Source organism: Amycolatopsis sp. NPDC114503 (genome assembly GCF_055633655.1).
Window position 1 is genome coordinate 139,217 of record NZ_JBVKDT010000002.1, and the last position, 22,783, is coordinate 161,999.

General features: G+C 72.7%; 2 protein-coding genes. Both read right to left on the reverse strand.

Translation table 11 applies throughout. From position 1 onward, the window contains the following. Position 1: 1 nt before the first annotated feature. On the reverse strand, positions 2 to 16,141 hold the full coding sequence (locus tag ACZ7OI_RS08640; RefSeq protein ID WP_470263554.1) for an amino acid adenylation domain-containing protein: 16,140 nt from the start codon (positions 16,139 to 16,141) through the stop codon (positions 2 to 4). Between the two features lie 85 nt (positions 16,142 to 16,226). After that, the gene (locus ACZ7OI_RS08645; RefSeq protein ID WP_470263555.1) at positions 16,227 to 22,754 is read right to left on the reverse strand and encodes an amino acid adenylation domain-containing protein; all 6,528 of its coding nucleotides are present in this window, start codon (positions 22,752 to 22,754) and stop codon (positions 16,227 to 16,229) included. Positions 22,755 to 22,783: the final 29 nt, after the last annotated feature.

Sequence of the window (22,783 nt, forward strand, 5' to 3'; positions counted from 1 at the left end):
ATCAGCCTTCGCCGAGGACGTCGGTGATGATCCGGCCGATCCTGGCCGCGTTCTCCGGCAGGTGCAGCTGGTCGTGGGTGCAGTCGATCCCGAACTCCCGCACCGGGTTCCGGACGTAGGGCTGCCAGAGATCCCGGTAGGACCCGTCCGGGTTCGCGGTCGCGGTGAAGAGGACGACCTCGCCGCCGTCGCAGGCCGGGGACTCGTAGTGCTGCATCAGCCGCCGCTGGTGGATGGTCAGCGCGGCCGCGCTCTCCACAAGGGACTCTTTCTCCTCGCCTGCGAAGTGGGAGATGTTCTCCCGGAAGAAGTCCCGCGCCTGTTCGAGCGTCGCCCCGGAGCCCTCCCGGTCGCGGAAGTAGCTGCTGGGCACCGAATCCAGCATGACCAGCAACGCCACCTCGTGCCCGCGCCGCTCGAGTTCCCCGGCCATCGCCTGCGCGAGGGTGCCGCCGATGGACAGCCCGAGGAGATGGAACGGGCCCTCCGGCTGCACCTTGAGCAGTTCCCCGACGTAACCGTCCACCATGTCCTCGACGGAATCCGGCCGCGGCGTCTTCCCGTCGACGCCGCGGGCCTGGATCCCGTACATCGGCCGGTCCGCCGGCAGATGCCCGGCGAAACCCAGGTAGAGCCAGCACAGGCCGCCGCCCGGGTGGATCCACCACAGCGGCGCTTCCCGCCCCTCGGTCTTGATCGGCAGCACCGGCGCGAACGGATCCTCCGCACGGGCGGTGTCGTCGTCCAGCCGCTTGGCCAGCTCCGCGACGGTCGGGTACTGGAACACCGTCCGGATCGACAGCCGTTTGCCCAGCACCTTGCGGATCCGGCCGATCAACCGGGTCGCCAGCAGCGAATTCCCGCCCAGTGCGAAGAAGTTGTCCTCGACACCGATCCGCCCGGCCCCGAGCACGTCGCCGAACAACCCGGCCAGGAGCGCTTCCTTCACCGTCAGAGGCTCGCGCGGCCCGTCCGCGGAAATCTCCGGCAGCGCGTCGGAGTCCAGCATCCCGTCCGCGGTCAGCGGCACTCGGTCCAGTACCGCCAGCGCGGCGGGCACCAGGAACTCCGGCAGCCGGCCGGCGGCGAACTCGCGCACCGTTTCGACGTCGAGATCGTGCCCGTCGGCGGCGACGAGGTACCCCGCCAGCTGCCGGTCCTCACCGGTGCCGCGGGCGACGACCACCGCCTGTGCCACGGCCGGATGCGCCGTCAGGGCCGCCTCCACCGTGCCGGGTTCGATCCGGTATCCGCGGATCCGGACCGGATCGTCCGCGTGCCCGCGGAACAGCAGGTCGCCGTCCGGCGTCCAGGCCGCCCGGTCCCCGGTCCGGTACATCCGTTCTCCGGCCGGTCCGAACGGGCACGCCACCCATCGCCGCGCGGTCCGCCCCGCCTGGTGCGGAATGCCCCGCGGAAGCGTTGCGCCCGCGACGTACAGCTCGCCGGTCATCCCCGCCGGCACCGGCCGCAACGCGGCGTCCAGCAGGTAGACCCGGGTGTTGGCCACAGGACGGCCGATCGGAACGCCTTCGCTCGCCGGGTCTGCGGACGGCAGCGTCTGCCGGGTCGTGAACTCCGGCCCGTACCCGGTGTGCAGCACGACGTCCGGGCACCTGGCCGAGACGCGTCGCACAGCCGCCGGCGAGACGCGTTCGCCGCTGATCCACACCTCGCGCAGCCCGGCGAAGCATCCGGCGTTCTCCTCGGCAAGGCGGTGGAATCCTTCGCTGGTCAGGAAAACCGACGTCAGGTCCGATCCGGACACGGTGTCGGCGGTCAGTTTCCCTTGCGGTGCGAGAACGATCCGGCCGCCGCGCAGCAGCGGCGCCCACAGCTCGCGGACCGAAGCGGCGGCTCCGGGCGCCGAGTGCAGCAGTACCCGTTCGTGCGCGGCGGAGCGCGCGGTCTCTATGACGTTCCGGTGGGTCATCGCGACTGGCGCGTCCGCGTACCGCACGAGCGCCAGCTGGTCCGGCCCGGCGGTCCCGCGCACGTCCGGCGCGGCCGCACGTGCCGCCACCACGTCGAGGTCGTCCAGCAGGACCCGGGGGCAGCCGTCCGTCGGGAGCCCGGTCCCGGCTTCCGAAGCGGTCAGTACGAGATCCGGCCGGGCGTCCCGGAAGTCCGCCGGATCAGCCGGATCCAGGGCCAGGTAGGCACTGCCTGCCTTCACCACCGCCAGCAGTGCGACGACCAGCTCCGGCGAGCGCGGCAAGGCCACCGCTACGAGCGATTCCGGCCGTACCCCGTGCCCGGCCAGCACGCTCGCCAGCCGGTCCGCCCGCGCGGCCAGCTCCCGATACGTCACCGGCTCCTCGGCCGAAGCCACCGCGACCGCGTCCGGCGTGGCCGAGGCCTGCCGCTCGAACAGCTCGCTCACGGTGTCCCCGGGCGGAGGCGCCGCGGTGTCGTTGAACGCGCTCAGCACCCGGTCCCGCTCGGCCGGCGCCAGCAGGTCCACCTGACCGATCCGGAGCCGGGGGTCCTCGGCGAAGTGCCGCAGCACCCGCTCGAACCGGGCGCCGATGCCCTCGACGAGGTCGCGGCCGAACAGGTCGGTCCGGTACTGCAGGTCCACCACCAGTTCCGGATCGGCGACGGCCATCACGACCAGCGGGTAGTGCGTGCCGAAATCCGAGCGCATGCCGGTGATCGAGACGCCGCCCGAGGTGTTCGCCTCGGCGATCCCGGCGCGGTCGACCGGATAGGACTCGAACACGACGAGCGTGTCGAACAACGCGCCCAGCCCGGTGTCCCGCTGGATCTCGGTCAGCCCGTAGTGGTGGTGGTCCAGCAGCGCGCCCTGCCGTTCCTGCAGCCCGGCGAGCAGTTCGGCGAGCGTGTCCCCCGGCCGGCAGCGCACCCGCACCGGCAGCGTGTTGATGAACAGCCCCACCATCGAGTCCACGCCCGACACCTCGGGCGGGCGGCCGGACACGGTCGCGCCGAACACCACGTCGTCCCGGCCCACCAGCTGCGCGAGCAACACCGACCAGACGCCCTGCACGAGAGTGTTCGGGGTGATGCCCAGTTCGGCGGCCCGCCGGGAAAGCGCCCGCGAGAGCGAACCCGGCACCGCGACCGCGACCCGTCCGATGTCCCCGGTGTCCACTTCGGACCCGGCGGCGGGCGCGAGCAGGGTGGCCTCGGCGACCCCGTCGAGCTCCGCGGCCCAGGCTGCGGCGGCCGCGCCGGTGTCCTGTCCGGCCCGCCAGGCCAGGAACTCCCGGTAGCCGCGCACCTTCGGCAGTGCCGCCGGATCCCCGGCGGAACCGTAGAGCCGCAGCAGGTCCTGCATCAGCAACGGCATCGACCAGCCGTCGAGCAGCACGTGGTGCACGGTGAGGACCAGCTCGAACCGTTCCTGCCCCAGCGCGACCAGGACCATCCGCAGCAACGGCGCGACGGCCGGATCGAAACCGGCGTTCCGGTCCTCGGCCAGGAACCGGTCGAGCCCGGCGGCGCGGGCGTCCGGACCGTCGAGGCCGCTGAGGTCGAGGTACTGCCACGGCAGGGAAACCCGGTCGAGCACCAGCTGCACCGGATCGCCGCCGGCGTCGGCGGCGAACGCGGTGCGCAGGTTGGCGTACCGGTCGAGCAGCGCCTGCCCGGCCGCCCGCATCCGTTCCGCGTCCACCCGTCCGGCCAGCTGGAACACGACCTGGACGTGGTAGGCGTCGACGGCGGCGTCGCCCATCATCGCGTGGAACAGCAACCCGGACTGCAGCGGCGTCAACGGCCACACGTCCGTCAAGCCCGGGTAGCGGCGTTCCCAGTTCTCCAGCTCGGCCTGGCTTGCCGACACCAGCGGCACGTCCGACGGGGTCAGCCCACCGGCTCCCGGCTGCTCGACGTGGGACGCCAGCGCTTCCACCGCGGTCCGCCACAGCTCCGCCAGTTCGGCCGTCTCGGCCGGGGACAGCACTCCGGCCGCGAAGGCGAACCGGGCGTTCAGCTGCGGGCCTTGCGGGGTGTCGCCGACGAAGGCGTTCACGTCCAGCACCGACAACGGGGGCATGTCCGGGTCCGGCGCGGCCACCAGCTCGGCAGCGTCGGCGGCCTCGGTCCAGCCGAGCCCGCGCAGATTTTCCGGCATGTCCGTCGCGGAGAACCGGCCGAGGTAGTTGAAGCCGATCTGCCCCGTCGAGCAGGGCCGCAGCGCGTCGGCGGTCTCCGGGTTCAGGTACCGCAGCAGGCCGTAGCCGATGCCCTTGTCCGGGATTCGCAGCAGCTGTTCCTTGACCGCCTTCACCGCCCGCCCGGCGGCCTCGCCCCCGGCGAACGCCTCGGCCAGATCAACGCCGGCGAGGTCGAGCCGGACCGGGAACGTGCTGGTGAACCAGCCCACCGTGCGGGAAAGGTCCGCGCCCGGCACGATCTCTTCCTGCCGGCCGTGCCCTTCCAGCCGCAGCAGCACCGACGGCTCGTCCAGGCCGCGCGCCCGGCGCCAGCGCACCACGGCCATCGCCAGCGCCGCGAGCAGGCCGTCGTTGACCCCGCCGCGGAACGCCGCGGGCAGCGCGGTCAGCACCGACTCGGTCACCCCGGCCGGCAGCCGCACCCAGTGTTCCTCCACAGTGGACACGAGGTCCGCCGCGGGATCCAGCGGCCGCGAGCCGAGCACCGGGTCCGGCCCGTCGACCACCGAACGCCACAGCTCGAGCTCCGCCACCCGCGCCGGATCGGCCGCCTCCGCCTCCAGCGCGTGGGCCCACCGTCGCGCGGACGTCCCGACCGCGGGCAGCTCCGGGGCCTCCCCGGCGCGCACCCGCGCCCACGCCGCGGCGAGGTCCGGCACCAGGATCCGCCACGACACGCCGTCCACCACCAGGTGGTGCAGAACGATCAGCAGCCGGCCCGCGCCGGCCGTGCCGGGGTCGAACCACACGAACTGCGCCATCGTCCCGGACGCCGGGGCCAGCCTGCCCACCGCCGCCGTCAGCTCCGTTTCGGCGAGCTTCCGCCATGGCCCGTCCCACCGGCCGGTGCACTCCACCCGGCGCACCAGGCCCGCCGGGTCGACCGAGCCCGGCGGCTCCACCACCAGGCCCCAGCCCTCGTCGGACACCAGCCGGGAACGCAGCAGGTCGTGCCGGTCCAGCACGGCGGCCAGCGTCGCGGTCAGCCCGGCGCGGTCGATGCCGCCGGGCAGGTCCACCACCGTCGACATCGGGAACCGGTCGACGACGCGGCCGGCCAGCTCCGTCAGGAAGTGCCCGATCGGCGGAAGCGGCAGCCGGCCCACCCCGCCGCCGGCCAGCTCGGCCAGCACCGGTTCGTCCTGCCCGCCCGACGCCGCGGCCTCGGCCAGTTCGGCCACCGTCCGGCATTCGAAGATCTGCCGCGGGCTCACCTCGATCCCGCGCGCCCGGGCCCGGGACGCCACCTGGATCGACCGGATGCTGTCGCCGCCGACCGCGAAGAAGTCGTCGTCGACGCCGACCCGGTCCAGTCCCAGCACCTCGGCGTAGACCTCGGCCAGGATCTGTTCCCCGGCCGAGTGCGGCGCCCGGTACCCCCCGCCGGTGAACTCCGGAGCCGGCAGCGCCCGCCGGTCCAGTTTCCCGTTGGGGGTCAGCGGAATCCGGGGAACGGCCAGCAGCGCGGCGGGCACCAGGTAGTCCGGCAGCCGCTGGTGCAGGTACTCGCGCAGCGCGGTCATTAGGGTGCCGACCTCGCGGACGCCGCTCGGGTTGCTGGCCAGAGTCCGGCCGGGACGTCCGGTGGGCCGGAACCCGTCCGCCACCGCCCGGCCGCCGAGGGGGCCGTCCGGGAACAGCACGGCTTCGAAGCAGTCCGCCGACGTCGCCGACCAGGTCAGCACCGCGCCCCAGCCGCGTTCGGCGGCCCATTCCTCGAGTTCGTGCGGGTCGAGCGCCGGGCCGCCGGCCGCCGGCTGGTCGAGCACGGCCATCGCCCGCGCGGTCCGCGCCTCGCCGGCGAGCCGGGCGTTGGGGATGCCGGTGATCCGGACCGGGGTCTCCGGCCGGGCACGGCAGAACCGCTCGACCGCGCTCAGCTCGCCGTCCCAGGCCAGCACCGGCAGGCCGGCGAGCGAAACGGCGGCCACCGGCTCCTTGTGCAGCACGACTTCGTAGCGGTGCCGGGTCAGCTCGTTGTGCGCCCGGCCGGGCTTGAGCCGCACGTCCGCCCCGGCGGCACCGTGCTCGGCGGCCCACCGGTGGAACCACTCCGGATCGAGGACGAGTTCCTTCTCCATCAGCACGGCCTGTTCCACCAAAGCCCGCGCCGCCCAGGGCGCCGCGCCCGGCTGCTGCGCGTGCCGCACGGCCGCCTTCAGCACCCGGAGCGTGCCGCCGTTGCGCACGTCCCCGACCAGGATCCGGCCGCCCGGCGCGAGCAGGTCCATCGCCTGCGCCAGCACCCGGTCCAGGTACCGGTCGTCCGGGAAGTACTGCACCACCGAGTTCAGCACCACCGTGTCGAAGTAGCCGGCGGGCAGGCCGGACACGTCGTCGGCGGTCTGGCAGCGCAGGCGCACCCGGTCGGCGTACCCGGCCCGTTCCGCCTGGTCGGTCAGCCGGCCGATCACCGCGGTGGAGAGGTCGGTGCCCCAGTATTCGTCCGCTTCGGACACGATCTTCGCCATCAGCAGACCGGAGCCGACGCCGAGTTCCAGCACCCGCCGCGGGGCCCAGCGCAGGATGCGCGCCACCACCGCGTCCCGCCATTCCCGCATTTCCGGCAGCGGGATCGGGTCGTCGGTGTAGCTGGAGTGCCACCCGGTGAAGTCCTCCCCCCACGGGGTGTCCGGGTCGGCGTACATCTGCTCGTAGATCTGTTTCCACTCGTCGACCTGCTCGTGCGAGCCGACCTCGGAACCGGCCACGCTCGGCACCACGTAGCCGACCAGCCGCCGGGCGCCGGGCTGGTCCTCCCGCGGCACCACCACGGCTTGCGCGACCCCCGGGTGCGCGCGCAGCACGGCCTCGACCTCGCCTGGCTCGACCCGGAACCCGCGCACCTTCACCTGCGCGTCCGCCCGGCCCTCGAACACCAGCTCGCCGCCAGGGGTCCACGAAACCACGTCGCCGGTGCGGTACATCCGCTCCCCCGGCTCGAACGGATTCGCCACGAACCGCTCCGCGGTCAACCCCGGCCGGCTCACGTAACCGCGGACCAGACCCGAGCCCGCCAGATACAGCTCGCCCGCGGCGCCGACGGGTACCGGGCACAGCCCCGGGCCCAGCACGTAAGCGCGCATGTTGTCCATCGGCGCACCGATCGGAATCGACTCGCCGACCTCCTGCACACTGGAAATCCGGTGGCACGCGGCGAACGTCGTAGTCTCCGTCGGCCCATAACCGTCCACCACGGCGATGCCGGGGCATGCCGCCAGCACCCGCCGCACAGCCACCGGCGACACCACATCGCCACCAGCCCACACCTCACGCACCCCGGCAAGACACTCCGGCCGCTCCTCCGCGACCACCGCGAACAACCCCGCCGTCAACCACAGCGCAGTAATCCCCTGCTCCGCCACCAAGGCGCCCAGCACATCGACATCCAGGCGTCCCGGCGGAGCCACGACCACCCGGCCGCCACCGAGCAACGGCACCCACAGTTCGTAGGTCGACGCGTCGAACGCCACCGTCGAATGCAGCAACATCCGCTCGTGCGCACCGGTGCGATAACGCCGGTCGGAAGCCAGTCCGACCACCGCGCGGTGGGTCGCCCCGTTTCCCTTCGGCACCCCCGTCGAACCCGACGTGAACATCACATACGCCAACCGATCCACATCGGCCGCAACGTCCACATCGGACAGAGGAGCACCCGAAAGGCCCGCGATGGACCCGGCCACCGCAGGATCGTCCAGCACCAGACGCGGACCGTCGGTCTCCGGCAGGCTGCCCGCCGTCTCGACGGTGGTCAGCAGCAGTACCGGTTCCGCCGTCCGCAGCATCTCCGCCACCCGGGCTTTGCCGTGCCCGGGATCCACCGGCAGATAGGCACCGCCCGCCTTCAGCACCGCCAGCACGGCCACCACGAAGTCGACCGAGCGCGGGACCGCCACCGCCACCACCGACTCCAGCCCCACGCCCCGGGCACGCAACTCCCGCGCCAGCCGGTTCGCCCGCACGTCCAAGTCCCGATAGGACAGTTCCTGGTCCCCGGACACGAGCGCCACCGCATCCGGCGTCGCCGCGACCCGCTGTTCGAACAACGCGGAAACCGACAGCTCGGCAACCGGCGCCGCGGTGTCGTTGAAGGCCGACAACACCCGGACCCGTTCCTCCGCCGCCAGTACGTCGGCGGAGCCGATCGACCGCTCCGGCTCGGTCACCACCCGCCACAACACCCGGCGGAACCGTTCCACGAGCTGTTCCGCCGTCGACCGGTCGAACAGGTCCGTCGCGTACTCGAGCCGGCCGATGATCTCCTCGCCGGAAATGTCGGCCATGTTGAAGAAGAGGTCGAACTTCGAGGTGCCGAGGAACACCTCCTCCTCGCTCACCCGCAGTCCGGACAGCTCGAAGTCCGTCCGGGTGACGTTCTGCCAGGCGAACATCACCTGGAACAACGGGTGGTACGCGGTGGACCGCTCCGGGTTCAAGATCTCCACCAGCCGCTCGAACGGAACGTCCTGGTGTTCGTAGGCGGCGACCGCCTTGCCGCGCACCTGGTCCAGAAGGTCCGCAAAGGACGGATTGCCGGACAGGTCCGCCCGCAGCACCCAGGTGTTCACGAAGAAGCCCACCAGATCCGCCAGCGCCTCGTCGGTCCGGTTCGCGATCGGCGACCCGAGCGTGATGTCCGTGCCCGCGCCGAGCTGGTGCAGCAGCACGGTCAGCGCGGCCTGCATCGCCATCGACACGGTCACCCCGCGGGCACGGGCGAACGCCTCGATCTCGATCAGCAGTTCCTTCTCGTAGGCGAACTCCAGGGTGTCGCCGCGGTAGGTGGCCACCGGAGGGCGACGCCGGTCGGCCGGCAGCCGCAGCGGCTGCGGTATCTCCGCCAGCTCGTCCCGCCAGTACGCCACCTGCGCGGCCGCGACGCTGTCCTGGTCGCTCTCGTCGCCGAGCAGTTCCTGCTGCCACAAGGTGTAATCGACGTACTGCACCGGCAGCTCGGCCCAGTCCGGCGCGCGACCGGCCACCCGCGCCGCGTACGCCTCGGCCAGATCCCGCGCCAGCGGGGCCATCGACTCGCCGTCCGTGGCGATGTGGTGGATCAGCAGCACCAGCACGTGGTCCTCGGGACCGCACCGGAACAGCTGTGCCCGCAACGGAATCTCCGTCGCCAAGTCGAACTCGTGGGCGATGGCCGAGCGCACGGCGTCGTGCACCGCCTCCGGCGCGACCTCGGCGACCGGCACGTCCGGCCGGACTGCGCCGATCGGCAGCACCTGCTGGAACGGCGTGCCCGCGTCGTCCTCCACGATCAACGTGCGCAGCACCTCGTGCCGTGCCACGACATCCCGCACCGCCTCGGCCAGCGCATCCGAGTCCAGCGTTCCCCGCAGCCGCAACGGGAACGGCGAGTTGTAGATCGCCGACGAGTCCTCGAACCGGCCGATGAACCACAGCCGGCGCTGCGCCGACGACAACGGCACCCGCTCCGGCCGCGTCATCCGCCGCAGCCCGGCACGCGACCGCGACTCGGCCGACAGGTGCTCGGCCAGCCGCGCCACCGTGCGCGATTCGAACACCACCCGGATCGAGACCTGCAGGTCCAGCTCGGTGCGGATGCGGTTGACCAGCCGGGTGGCCAGCAACGACTGCCCGCCCAGCGCGAAAAAGTCGTCGTCGATCCCGACCTCGTCGGCCCGGAGCACCTCGGCGAACAGCGCGCACAACGCGGTCTCCTGCGCGGTCCGCGGCGCCCGCGTGGCGACCGCGGCGGTCTCGGGCTCGACCGGCGCGTCCTGTTCGGCGGCGCGGTCGGCCAGTTCGCCTTCCGGCGTCCAGGCGACGAGCTTCCCGGTCCGGTGCATCCGTTCCCCGGGCGCCCCGAACGGACAGGCGACGAACTCGGCCGCGGTGCGCCCGTGCCGGCCGGCATAACCGTGCTCGATCGGCTCGCCCGCGACGTACAGCTCGCCGGGCACACCGACCGGCACCGGCCGCAGCGCACCGTCCAGCACGTACCGGCGCCCCGGCGAAGCGCCTTCACCCCGGCTGGTCAGCCAGGCGCGTTCCTCGGCGGAAAGCGGGTCCACCGCGGCGATCGGCACGTCCGCGTCCGCCGCGATCCGCTCCAGCACCCGCGCGAACCCGCGGGCGACCGCACCGGCCCGCTCGGCGCTCAGCTGGCGGGGCTGGTACTGCACGGCCACCCGCAGGTGCGGTTCGGCGGTCGCGATGACCGTGACCGGGTAGTGCGACCCGCTGGGCGAGCTGAGCCCGGTGATCGAAACCCCCGCGGTCGCGTTCGCGTCGGACAGTCCCGCGCGGTCGATCGGGTAGGACTGGAACACCATCAGCGTGTCGAACAGCGCGGGCAGCCCGAGATCCTGCTGGATTTCAGTCAGCCCGTAATGGTGGTGGTCCACCAGCCCGCCCTGGCGGGCCTGCAGCCGGGTCAGCACCTGGGCGAGGGAGTCCCCGGGCCGGTGGGCGACCCGCACCGGCAGAGTGTTGATGAACAAGCCCACCATCGAGTCCACGCCCGCCACCGCGGCCGGGCGCCCGGACACGGTCGCGCCGAATACGACGTCGTCCCGCCCGGTCAGCGCGGCGAGCAGGATGCCCCACGCGCCCTGCACCAGTGTGTTCAGCGTGATGCCGAGTTCCGCGGCCCGCTGCCCCAGCTCGCGCGCGGTGGCCGCGGACAGCGGCAGGTCCAGGTACGCGATCCCGGAGCCCTCCGCCCCGGCGCCGTCGACCGGATCGGGCACGAGCAGCGTCGGTTCGGAGACCCCGGCGAGTTCGTCCGCCCACGCCGAGGCCGACGCCGCACTGTCCTGTTCGGACAGCCAGACCATGAAGTCGCGGTATTCGCCGGGACGCGGGAGCGCGGCCGCGTCGCCGCGGACGCCGTAGAGCTCGAGCAGCTCCCGCATCAGCAGTGACACCGACCAGCCGTCGAACAACACGTGGTTGGCGGTGAACACGAGTTCGGACCGGTCGTCGGCCAGCTGGATCAACGTCATCCGCAGCATCGGCGGGGAGGCCGGATCGAAGTGCGTCGCGCGGTCGAGGTCGAGCAGCCGCCGCAGTTCGGCGGCGCGGGCAGGCTCGTCGAGGCCGCGCAGGTCGAAATGCCGCCAGGGCAGCGCGACGTCGGCGAGCACCACCTGGACCTCGGCGCCGGACTCGTCGTGCGCGAACGCGACCCGCGCGTTGGGATACCGGTCCAGCAGCGCCTGGCCCGCCGCGCGCATCCGTTCCGGATCGACCCGGCCGGACAGGTGGAAGTCCAGCGGCACGTGGTAGGCGTCGAACGCGGTGTCGGCCAGCATGGTGTGGAACAGCAGCCCGGACTGCATGGGGGTCAGCGGCCACACGTCCACCAGACCCGGGTAGTCCCGCTCCCACCGGTCGACGTCGCGCTGGGTCGCCCGCACCAGCGGCAGGTCCGACGGGGTCAGGCCACCGGCCTCCGGCGAGGCGGCGTGCCGGGCCAGCCCGGCCAGCGCGGACTGCCACAGCTCGACGAACTCCGCCGCCTCGTCCGGCGAGAGCACCCCGGCGGCGAAGCTGACCCGCGCGGAGAGCGTGCCGTTCTGCTCCAGCGCGTTGATCTCCAACGCGGCCGTCGCGGGCATCTCCCCGTCGGGGCGCGGCACCAGCTCGGTCGTGCCGGAGCTTTCCGCCCAGTCAAGGGGATCGGTCGCCGCGTAGTGCCCGAGGTAGTTGAAGGTGAGCTGCCCGATCGAGTGTTGTGCGAGCACCTCGGCCGAGTCGGCGTGCAGATACCGCAGCAGGCCGTAGCCGATGCCCTTGTCCGGGAGCCGCAGCAGCTGCTCCTTCACCGCCTTCACCGCCCGCCCGGCGGCCTCGCCACCGGCGAACGCCTCGGCCAGATCGAGCTCGGCGAGGTCCAGCCGGACCGGGAACACACTGGTGAACCACCCGACCGTGCGGGAGAGATCGGCGCCCGGCACCACGTCCTGTTCCCGGCCGTGGCCCTCGAGCCGGATCAGGCTCGACGTCCCGGACACCCCGCGCCGGCGGCGCCACTGCGTCATCGCCAGCGCCAGTGCGGTCAGCAGCCCGTCGTTGACCCCGCAGCGGAACACCGCGGGCACGGTGATCAGCAGCGCCGAGGTGACCTCGGCGGGCACCGTGCACCAGACGTGCTCCACAGTGGACATGACGTCGGTCCCGGGGTCCAGCTCCCGGCTGCCCAGCACCGGATCCGGACCGTCCACTATGGACTTCCAGAGCGGCAGCTCGGCGGCGCGCCGGGCCGCCTCGTCCACCAGGGCGTGCGCCCAGCGGCGCATCGAGGTCCCCACCGCGGGCAGCTCCGGCGGTTTGCCGGCGGCCACCCGCTCCCACGCGGCGGCGAGGTCGGCGGGCAGGATGCGCAACGACACCCCGTCCACCACCAGGTGGTGCAGCACGATGCCGAGCCGGCCGGTCCGGCCCGCGTCGAACCACACGAACTGCGCCATCGTCCCGTCGGCCGGGGACAGCCTGCCCGCGGCCGCGTCCAGCTCGGCCTGGGCCAGCTCCCGCCACGGTTCGTCCCACCTGCCGTCGCACTCGACCCGCCGGATCGACCCGGCCACGTCCACCGTGCCCGGAGGGGACACCACCAGACCGTCGGCGACGAGCCGCGAACGCAGCACGTCGTGGTGGTCCAGGACCGCGGCCAGGGTGGCGACGAGGCCCTCCCGGTCGATCCCGGCGGGCAGGTTGAGCACCACCGACATGGAGAACCGGTCGAGCCTGCCCAGTTCGGTCAGGTACCGGGCGATCGGCGTCAGCGGGAGCCAGCCGGTCCCGCCGCCTTCGAGTTCGGCAAGCACCGCTCCGGTGCCGTCCTGTGCCGCGGCCACCGCCGCCAGCTCGGCCACGGTGCGGTGCTCGAAGATCTGCCGGGGTGTCACCTCGACGCCCCGGGCACGGGCGCGCGCCACCACCTGGATGGAACGGATGCTGTCCCCGCCCACGGCGAAGAAGTCGTCGTCGACGCCGACCCGGTCCAGCCCGAGCACCTCGGCGTAGACCGCGGCCAGCGCCTCCTCGTCCGGCGTGCGGGGCGCGCGGTAGGCGCCCCGCACACCGAATTCCGGATCGGGCAACGCGGCCCGGTCGATCTTGCCGTTCGGGGTCAGCGGGAACCGTTCCAGCAATACGTAGGCGGAGGGCGCCATGAACTCCGGCAGCCGCCGTCCGGCGAACTGCCGCAGCTCCCGCACGGACACCCCGGCGGTGAGGTCGACGTCCAGCTCGCCGGCGCTCTCCGCCTTGCCGAGACCCGTTTCGTCCGCGCCGACCGGCACGACGTAGCCGACGAGCTGAGTGCTGCCGGCGAGCTTCTGTGCGGTCACCAGGGCCTGCGCCACCCCGGGGTGCGCGGTGAGCACGGCCTCGATTTCGCCGGGTTCGATCCGGAACCCGCGCACCTTCACCTGCGCGTCCGCCCGGCCCTCGAACACCAGCTCGCCGCCCGGTGTCCACGACACGACGTCGCCGGTGCGGTACATCCGCTCCCCCGGCTCGAACGGATTCGCCACGAACCGCTCCGAGGTCAACCCGGCCTGCCCCAGATACCCCCGGGCCAGCCCGGCGCCGGCCAGGTACAGCTCGCCGGTCGCCCCGATCGGCACCGGGCACAATCCGGGGCCCAGCACGTAGGCGCGCATGTTGTCCATCGGCGCACCGATCGGAATCGACTCGCCGACCTCGCCGACGGCCGACATCCGGTGGCACGCGGCGAACGTCGTAGTCTCCGTCGGCCCGTAACCGTCCACCACCGCGATACCAGGGCATGCCGCCAGCACCCGCCGCACAGCCACCGGCGACACCACATCGCCACCAGCCCACACTTCCCGCACTCCAGCGAGGCACTCCGGCCGCTCCTCGGCAACCACCGCGAACAACCCCGCCGTCAACCACAGAGCAGTAATCCCCTGCTCCGCCACCAAGGCACCCAACGTGTCCACGTCCAGCCGACCCGGCGGAGCCAGCACGACCCGGCCACCACCGAGCAACGGCACCCAGAGCTCATACGTCGACGCGTCGAACGCCGGGGTGGAGTGCAGCAGCACCCGCTCGTGTGCACCGGTGGCGAACCGTCGGTCCGCTGCCAGACCGGTCACCGCGCGGTGGGTCGCCCCGTTTCCCTTCGGCACCCCCGTCGAACCCGACGTGAACATCACATACGCCAACCGATCCGCACCGGCAGAAACGTCCACATCGGACAGAAGAGCACCCGAAAGGTCCGCGATGGACCCGGCCACCGCGGGATCGTCCACCACCACGCGTGGACAGGCCGTCTCCGGCAGGTCGCCCGCGACCGCGGCCACGGTCAGCAGCAGCACCGGCTCCGCCGTCCGCAGCATCTCCGCCACCCGGACACTCCCGTGCCCGGGATCCACCGGCAGATAGGCACCACCCGCTTTCAGCACCGCCAGCACGGCCACGACGAATTCCGGCGACCGGTTCATCGCCACCGCCACCACCGATTCGAGGCCCACGCCCCGGGCACGCAACTCCCGCGCCAGCCGGTTCGCCCGCACGTCCAAGTCCCGATAGGACAGTTCCTGGTCCCCGGACACGAGCGCCACCGCATCCGGCGTCGCCGCGACCCGCTGTTCGAACAACGCGGAAACCGACAGCTCGGCAACCGGCACCGCCGTGTCGTTGAAGGCCGACAACACCCGGTCGCGCTCCGCCGGAGCGAGCACCTCCACCGCGCCCACCGGGGTGTCCGGCGCCGCCGCGACCCGCGTCAGCACCCGGCGGAACCGCTCGGCGAACAGCTCGACCGTGCCGTGGTCGAAAAGATCCGTGGCGTATTCGACGGAGCACTTCATTCCCGGCTGCCCTTCCGCCGAGGTGAAGTTGAACTCCAGATCGAACTTCGCCACCGGGACCGGCACCGCTTCCAGCCGCGCCTGAAGCCCGGGCAGTTCGAGGTCGATCCAGCCGTGGTTCTGCCGGGTGACCATCACCTGGAACAACGGGTGGTACGAGGTGGACCGCTCCGGGTTGAGCAGCTCCACGACCCGCTCGAACGGGGCGTCCTGGTTCACGTAGGCGGACACGGCCTTGTCCCGCACCCGGTCCAGAAGGTCCGCAAAGGACGGATTGCCGGACAGGTCCGCCCGCAGCACCCAGGTGTTCACGAAGAAGCCCACCAGATCCGCCAGCGCCTCGTCGTTGCGGCCGGCGATCGAGGAGCCCAGCGTGATGTCCGTGCCGGCACCGAGCTGATGCAGCAGCACGGCCACCGCCGCCTGCAACGCCATCGACACGGTCACCTTCCGCGTGCCGGCCAGTTCCTCGAGAGAGTCCAGGACGGCCCCGTCCACTTCGAACTCCACCAGGGAACCGCGGTGGCTTTCCTTCACCGGCCGGGGCCGGTCCGCGGGCAGCCGCAGCGGCTGCGGCACCCCGGCGAGTTCGGTCCGCCAGTACTCGACCTGGGTGGCCAGCACGCTTTCCGGATCGTTTTCGTCGCCGAGCAGTTCCTGCTGCCACAGGGTGTAGTCCACGTACTGCACGGGCAGCTCCGGGAATTCCGGCGCCCGCCCCGCGCATCGCGCGGAGTAGGCGGCGGCCAGGTCCCGCGACAGCGGGGCCATCGACTCCCCGTCGGTGGCGATGTGGTGCGTGACCAGCACCAGCACGTGCTCCTCGGGCGCGCACCGCAGCAACCGGGCCCGCACCGGGATCTCCGAGGACAGGGCGAACCGGTGCGACGCCGCTTCCACGATCGCGTCCGCTTCGCCCGCCGGAGTCACCGCCGTCACCGGCAGGTCGATCCGGACCTCGCCGGCCGGCACCACCTCCTGCCCCGGCACCCCGGCGTCGTCCTCGACGATCAGCGTGCGCAGGCTTTCGTGCCTCACCACCACGTCACGCACCGCCGCGGTCAGGGCCGCCACGTCGAGCTTCCCGGTCAGCCGCAGGGTGAACGAGAGGTTGTAGGTCGCCGAGGGACCTTCGAAGCGGTCGATGAACCACAACCGGCGCTGCGCGTACGACAACGGGATCACGGGAACTACTCCTTAACGATCGTGCGCGAGCGGGCAGTGGCACCGGGGGCCGGGCGGGTGCGCCAGGGCTCCCGCGAGGAGATCGTCACGGCGTGCCCGAGGCGGAGCGGGCGGGTCGGTTCATCTTGCGCAGCAACGGTTTCCGGGCGACGGTCGCGGTGGTCAGCCGCTCCGCGATCGCCAGCGCGGTCCGGTGCTCGAACACCGTGCGGACGGAAACCTCGACGTCGAGCGCCGAGCGGATCTGGTTCACCAGCCGGGTGGCCAGCAGGGAATGCCCGCCCAGGTCGAAGAAGTCGTCGTCGATGCCGACTCGTTCCAAGTCGAGCAGCCCCGCGATCAGATCGCACACCGCCTTCTCGCGCGGGTCGCGCGGGGCGCGGTAGCCGACACCGCGGAACTCCGGTTCGGGCAACGCGGCCCGGTCGAGTTTCCCGTTGGGAGTCAACGGAAGACGGTCGAGCATGACCACCGCCGAGGGAACCATGTAGTCCGGCAACCGGTCCCGCACGGCCTGCCGCAGTTCCTCCGGTCCGACCGCGCCCGGCTCCCGCGCGACGGCATAGCCGACCAGCTGCTTCGAGCCCGCGCCGGCGCGCGCGACGACCGCGGCGCGGGCCACCCGCGGGTGCCCGCCGAGCACCGCTTCGATCTCGCCGAGTTCGACCCGGAAGCCCCGCACCTTCACCTGGTCGTCGCGCCGGCCGGCGTACTCCAGCCCGGCACCGGTCCACCGGCCCAGGTCGCCGGTGCGGAACATCCGCGCGCCCGCGGGACCGAAGGGGTCCGCGAGATAGCGTGCCGCGGTGGCGCCGGGCCGCCGGTGGTAGCCCCGGCCGACGTTGCTGCCCGCGAGGTAGATCTCGCCGACCACGCCGGGGGCGACCGGAACCAGACCGGGGCCGAGCACGTACACCCCGCTGCCGGTCAGCGGTTCCCCGATCGGCGGATTGTCCTCTTCGGACCATCGCTCGCCGCTTCCGATGCCGAACGTGGTGATGTAGAACGTTTCGGTCGGCCCGTAGCCGTTCACCAGCCGCACGCCGGGGATGGCTTCCCGCACCCGTGCCACCAGCGCCGCGGGCAGCGCTTCGCCGGCCACCACCACTGTCTCCGCGCGGATCTTGCCCGCCGCGTTCTCCAGCAGCTCGGCGAGTGCCGACGGCACGGTGCTGAGCACTCCGCCGGACCAGCTCTCGCGCTCGCCGAGCACGAGCACGTCGCGCACCAGCTCCACGGCGCCGCCCGCGATCAGCGGGCCGAAGATCTCGAACACCGAGACGTCGAAGCTGACCGAGGTGCCCGCCAGCACCCGGGCGCCGGGCTCCACCCCGGTGCGCGCGATCAGCGCGGACAGGCCGGCCGCCACGTTGGCGTGGCTCATCGCCACCCCCTTGGGCTCGCCGGTCGACCCCGAGGTGTACATCAGGTAGGCCAAGTGCCCGGGGGACAACGGCTTCCGGAGCTCCGGGCCGGCCAGATCGCCGTCCGGTCCGGCCGGATCCAGCTCTTCGATCAACAGCGCGTCCGTCTCGGGCACCAGGCTCCGGGTCGGCTTGTCGGTCAGCAGCACGACCGGCTCCGCGTGCGCGAGCACCGTCGTCAGCCGCGCCATCGGATAGGCCGGATCCAGCGGCAGGTATCCGGCGCCGGCCTTCAGCACCGCCAGCAGCGCGACCACCAGGTCGACGGTCCTGGGCAGGGCGACGGCCACGACGGCGTCCGGCCCGGCCCCGTGCGCGATCAGCTCGCGGGCCCACCGGTTGGCCCGCCGGTTCAGCTCGCCGTAGCTCAGCGACTCGTCCCCGCACACCACCGCGAGCGTGTCGGGCGCCCGCCGCACCTGGTGTTCCACCAGCGCCGGAATGGTGGCCGGCCGCGGCGCCGCGGCGGCCGGGCGCGAGTACCGCGCGCGCTCGGCCGGGGTCAGCAGGTCGACCAGGTCGACCGGCCGCTGCGGACCGGCCACCATCTGGTGCACGACCTGGGCGAACCGCTCGGCGATCCGCACCGCGGCGGCCCGGTCGAAGACGCCGCGCCGGAAATGCATGCTGAGCCGCAGATGCTGGGTCGAATCCGCATTGGCCAGCACGGTCAGCGCGTAGTGCGTGGTGACGAACGGCCGGATGCCGGTCACGGTGAGCCCGGCCGACCGGCTCGTCTCGGTGATCCCGGAACGGTCCAGCGGGAACGATTCGAACGCCAGGAAGGTGTCGAACAGCTTGCTCAGCCCGGTCGTCTCGTGCAGTTCGCTCAGCCCGTGGTGGTGATGGTCCAGCAGTTCGCCCTGCCGGTGCTGGAGATCGGCGAGCAGCTGCTCGAACGTCTGGCCCGGCCGCCAGCCCACCCGTACCGGCACCGTGTTGAGGAACAGGCCCACCATGCCGTTCACCCCGGGCAGTCCGGGCGGCCGCCCGGACACCGTCGTGCCGAACACGACGTCCTGCCGGCCGGTCAGCTGGCCCAGCAGGGTCGCCCACGCGCCCTGCACGGCGGTGTTGAGCGTGATCCCGAGCCGGGCCGCGAGCCGGGCCAGCGCCCTGGCGTCCTCGACCGGCACCGGGACGTCGACGTGGTCGATCCCCGCGCTGTCCGCTTCCGGCGCGCGAGGAGCCAGCAGCGTCGGCTCCGTCAAGCCGGACAGTTCCGCGGCCCATGCCTTCGCGGAAGCCGAAACGTCCCGGGCGGACAGCCAGGCCAGGAAGTCCCGGTAGTCCGGGGCGCCCGGCAGCGCGTCGTCGCCGGCGTACAGCTTGAGCAGATCGTGCGTGATCCGGCCGAGCGACCAACCGTCGAACAGCACGTGGTGCGTGGTCAGCAGGAGCTCGTACCGGTCCTCGGCCACCCGCAGCAACGCCATCCGCAGCAACGGCGGGGTCGCCGGGTCGAAGCGAGCGGCTCGTTCGCCGAGCAGGAACTGTTCGCGTTCCCCGGCGCTCGCCGTGCGGAGGTCGACCTCCTGCCACGGCAGGGCGACGTCGCGGCGGACCAGCTGCACGAGGTTGCCGTCGGAGCCGGGGACGAAGGCGGCCCGCAGCGCCGCGTGGCAGTCGATCAGCCGCTGCCCGGCCGCCCGCATGCGGGCGGCGTCCACCGGCCCGGTCAGGTGCAGCACGTACTGCACCTGGTAGGCGTCGAACGCCGATTCGGTCAGCCTGCTGTGGAACAGCAGACCGGACTGCAACGGGGTCAGGGGCCACACCTCGGCGAGCCCGGGGTACCGGGACTCCCAGGTGTCCAAATCGGACTGTGTCACCGGCACCAGCGGGACGTCCGAGGGAGTCAGTCCGCCCGCGCCGGGCCGGGCGGCGTGCTCGGCCAGCCCGATCAGCGCGGCACGCCACAGCCCGGCCAGCTCGGCTACCTCGGCGCGGGACAGGATTCCGGCCGGCGCACCGAACACCGCGGTCAGCTCCTGGCCTTCCGGGCGGTCGAACACGATGGCGTTGATGTCGAGTTCGGCCAGCGCCGGCATCGCCGGGTCCAGGCCGGCGTCCAGCTCGGCCAGCTCGGTGAACCGGGTCATGTCGTCGGCGGGCGTCCAGTCCGTCCCGCCGGGGCCGGAGAACCGGCCGAGGTAGTTGAACCCCACCTGGCCGAGCGGGAACGGGGCGAGGCGGGCCGCGGTCTCCGGGTTGAGATACCGGAGCATCCCGTAGCCCAGCCCCTTGTCCGGCACCGCGAGCAAGCGCTCCTTGACCGACTTCAGCACCGCGCCCGCCGCCGGGCCGCCGGCGAACGCCTCGTCCAGGTCGATCCCGGCGAGGTCGAGCCGGACCGGGAACACGCTGCTGAACCAGCCGACCGTGCGGGTCAGGTCGGCGCCCGGCACCGCGTGTTCCTCCCGGCCGTGTCCTTCCAGCCGGAGCAGCACCGACGGCTCCGGCTCGCCCCGGTCGCGGCGCCACCGGGCCACCGCGAGCGCGAGCGCGGCCAGCAGCCCGTCGTTGACACCGCCGCGGAACAGCGCGGGAATCGTGCCGAGCAGCGCCTCGGTCGCCGCGGCCGGCACGGTGACCCGGACCTTCTCGACGGTGCCGAGGGTGTCGGCGGCCGGGTCCAGCCGCCGGGTCCCGAGCAGCGGATCCGGTCCGTCCACAACGGACAGCCAGTGGTCCAGTTCGCGCACCCGCTCCGGGTCGGCGGCGGACTCCGCCAGCGCATGGGCCCAGCGCTTCGCCGAGGTCCGCACCGGGGCCAGTTCGGGCCGCGCGTGCGCGCGGACCTGGTGCCAGGCCGTCGCCAGGTCCTCCATCAGGATGCGCAGGGAGACGCCGTCCATCACCGCGTGGTGCAGCACCGCGAGCAGCCGGCCGGGCCGGTCCGGCCCCGCGTCGAACCAGGCGAACCGGGCCAGGATCCCTTGCCGGGCGTCGAGCCTTCCCGCGGCCGCGTCCAGCTCCGCCAGCAGCAGCTCGCGCCACGCCGGTTCGTCCCACCGGCCGTCGCAGGGCACCCGGTGCACGAGATCGGCTCCGCGCACGGAGCCGGGCGGCTCGACGACCAGCCCGTCCTCGGCCAGCCGCGCACGCAACATGTCGTGCCGGTCCAGGACCGCGTCCACCGTCGCGGCCAGGGACTCGGAATCGACGTCGTCCGGCAGCACGAGCACCATCGCCTGCTGGAAGCGGCCGAACGCCGGCCAGAGATCACGGATCCAGTGCGCCACCGGCAGCAGCGGCTGCCAGCCGACGCCGCCGCCGTCGAGGTCGGCCGGCGCCCGGTCCGGGTCCGTGCCGTGGCGGACCGCGACCCCGGCCAAACCGGCCACGGTGGGATGGGCGAACAGCTCGCGCGTGCTGAAGTCCAGGCCGCGGGCGCGGGCGCGGGAAACCACCTGGATCGCCTGGATGCTGTCGCCGCCGAAGGAGAAGAAGTCGTCGTCGGCGCCGATCCGCTCGGCGCCGAGCACTTCGGCGAACACCTCGGACAGCACCACCTCCAGGTCCGAAACCGGGGCCCGGAACTGCGCGCTGGCGAACACCGGGTCCGGCAACGCGGCGCGGTCCACCTTGTTGTTCACCGTCATCGGCAGGGCGTCGAGGACCACCAGAGCCGAGGGCACCATGTACTCGGGAAGGCGCCGGGCGACGAACTCGCGCAGCTCGCTGAGCACGAAGCCGGAATCGACCGCGATGACGCCCTGCCCGGCGCCCCAGGACACCTCCTTGCTCCGCACCGGGACGACGTAGCCGACCAGCTGCCGCGCGCTGCCCGCGCCGGGGATCTCCCTGGCCGCCACCACGGCCTGGTCGACGCCGGGGTGCGCGGTGATCGCCGCCTCGACCTCGCCGGGCTCGATCCGGTAGCCCCGGATCTTCACCTGCCCGTCGGCCCGGCCGGAGAACACCAGCGCCCCGTCCGGCGTCACCGTCGCGAGGTCGCCGGTCCGGTACATCCGCCGGCCCGGGTCGTCAGGGCAGGCGACGAACCGGCCGGCGGTCAGCCCGGGGCTGGACTCGTAACCCCGGGCCACCCCGGCCCCGCTGAAGTACATTTCGCCGACTTCCCCCGGCGCGACCGGGCGCAGTCGCGGGTCGAGGACGAAGACCTCCATGTCGGAGACGGCAGTCCCGATCACGCTCCCGTCCGCCGCGTCCGCCAGCTCGGGGTCGAGGGCGGTGGCGGTGCACCAGATGGCGGTTTCGGTCGGGCCGTATCCGTTCACCAGCACCGTCGCGGTCTCAGGGTGGCGGGCGTACCAGGAGGACAGCCAGCCGAAATCGAGCTTGTCGCCGGCGGACAGCACGTACCGCAGGCCGAGTTCCTCGCCCCGCTCGTCCGCCGTCGCCATCAGCTGGTAGAGCATCGACGGCGTCAGGCTGAGGAAAGTCACCCCTTCCGCGGCCAGCAGGTCGAGGAAGTCCCCGGGGGACAACGTCGCCGCCCGCGGCACGATCACGAGCCGGCCGCCGGACATCAGCGCGCCCCACTGCTCCCAGACCGAGTAGTCGAAGGCGTAGGAGTGGAACATCGTCCAGACGTCGTGTTCGGTGACGGAAAACCATTCCGCGCTCACCGGGAAGAGCCGGACGACCTCGGCGTGCGAGACCATCACGCCCTTCGGCCGCCCGGTCGACCCGGAGGTGTAGATGACGTAGGCGACGTTGCCCGGCCGAGGCCCGTCGTCGAGATCGTGCGCGGGCAGCCCGGCCAGCACTTCGGCGGTCTCCGGCGCGTCCAGCAGCAGCCGCGGAACGGGGTCCCCGGCCAGTTCCGCCGCGGCGTCGCCGGCGGTGACGAGCAGCATCGGACGGCAACTGTCCACAATGTACTCGATCCGCTCCGCCGGATTCGCGGCGTCGAGCGGCACGTACGCGGCGCCGGACTTGAGCACCGCCAGGATCGCCGCCATCAGGTCGAGCCCGCGCGGCAGCACGAGCGCGACGTACCGCTCCGGACCGGCGCCGTGCCGGCGGAGCAGGCGGGCCAGCCGGTTCGCCCGTGCGTTGAGTTCGCGGTAGCTGAGGTGGACGCCTTCGAAGGTCACCGCAGGCCTGTCCGGGAACGCCCGCACGCTCGCTTCGAACCCTTCGACGAGGGTCGCCGGCAGGCCGGTTCCGGCCGTGCCCGAGGCGGTCGGCCGATTCTGTGCTGTGCCCGAATTCTCCATCAATGGGAAACCCTCTGAACAGGGTCCGA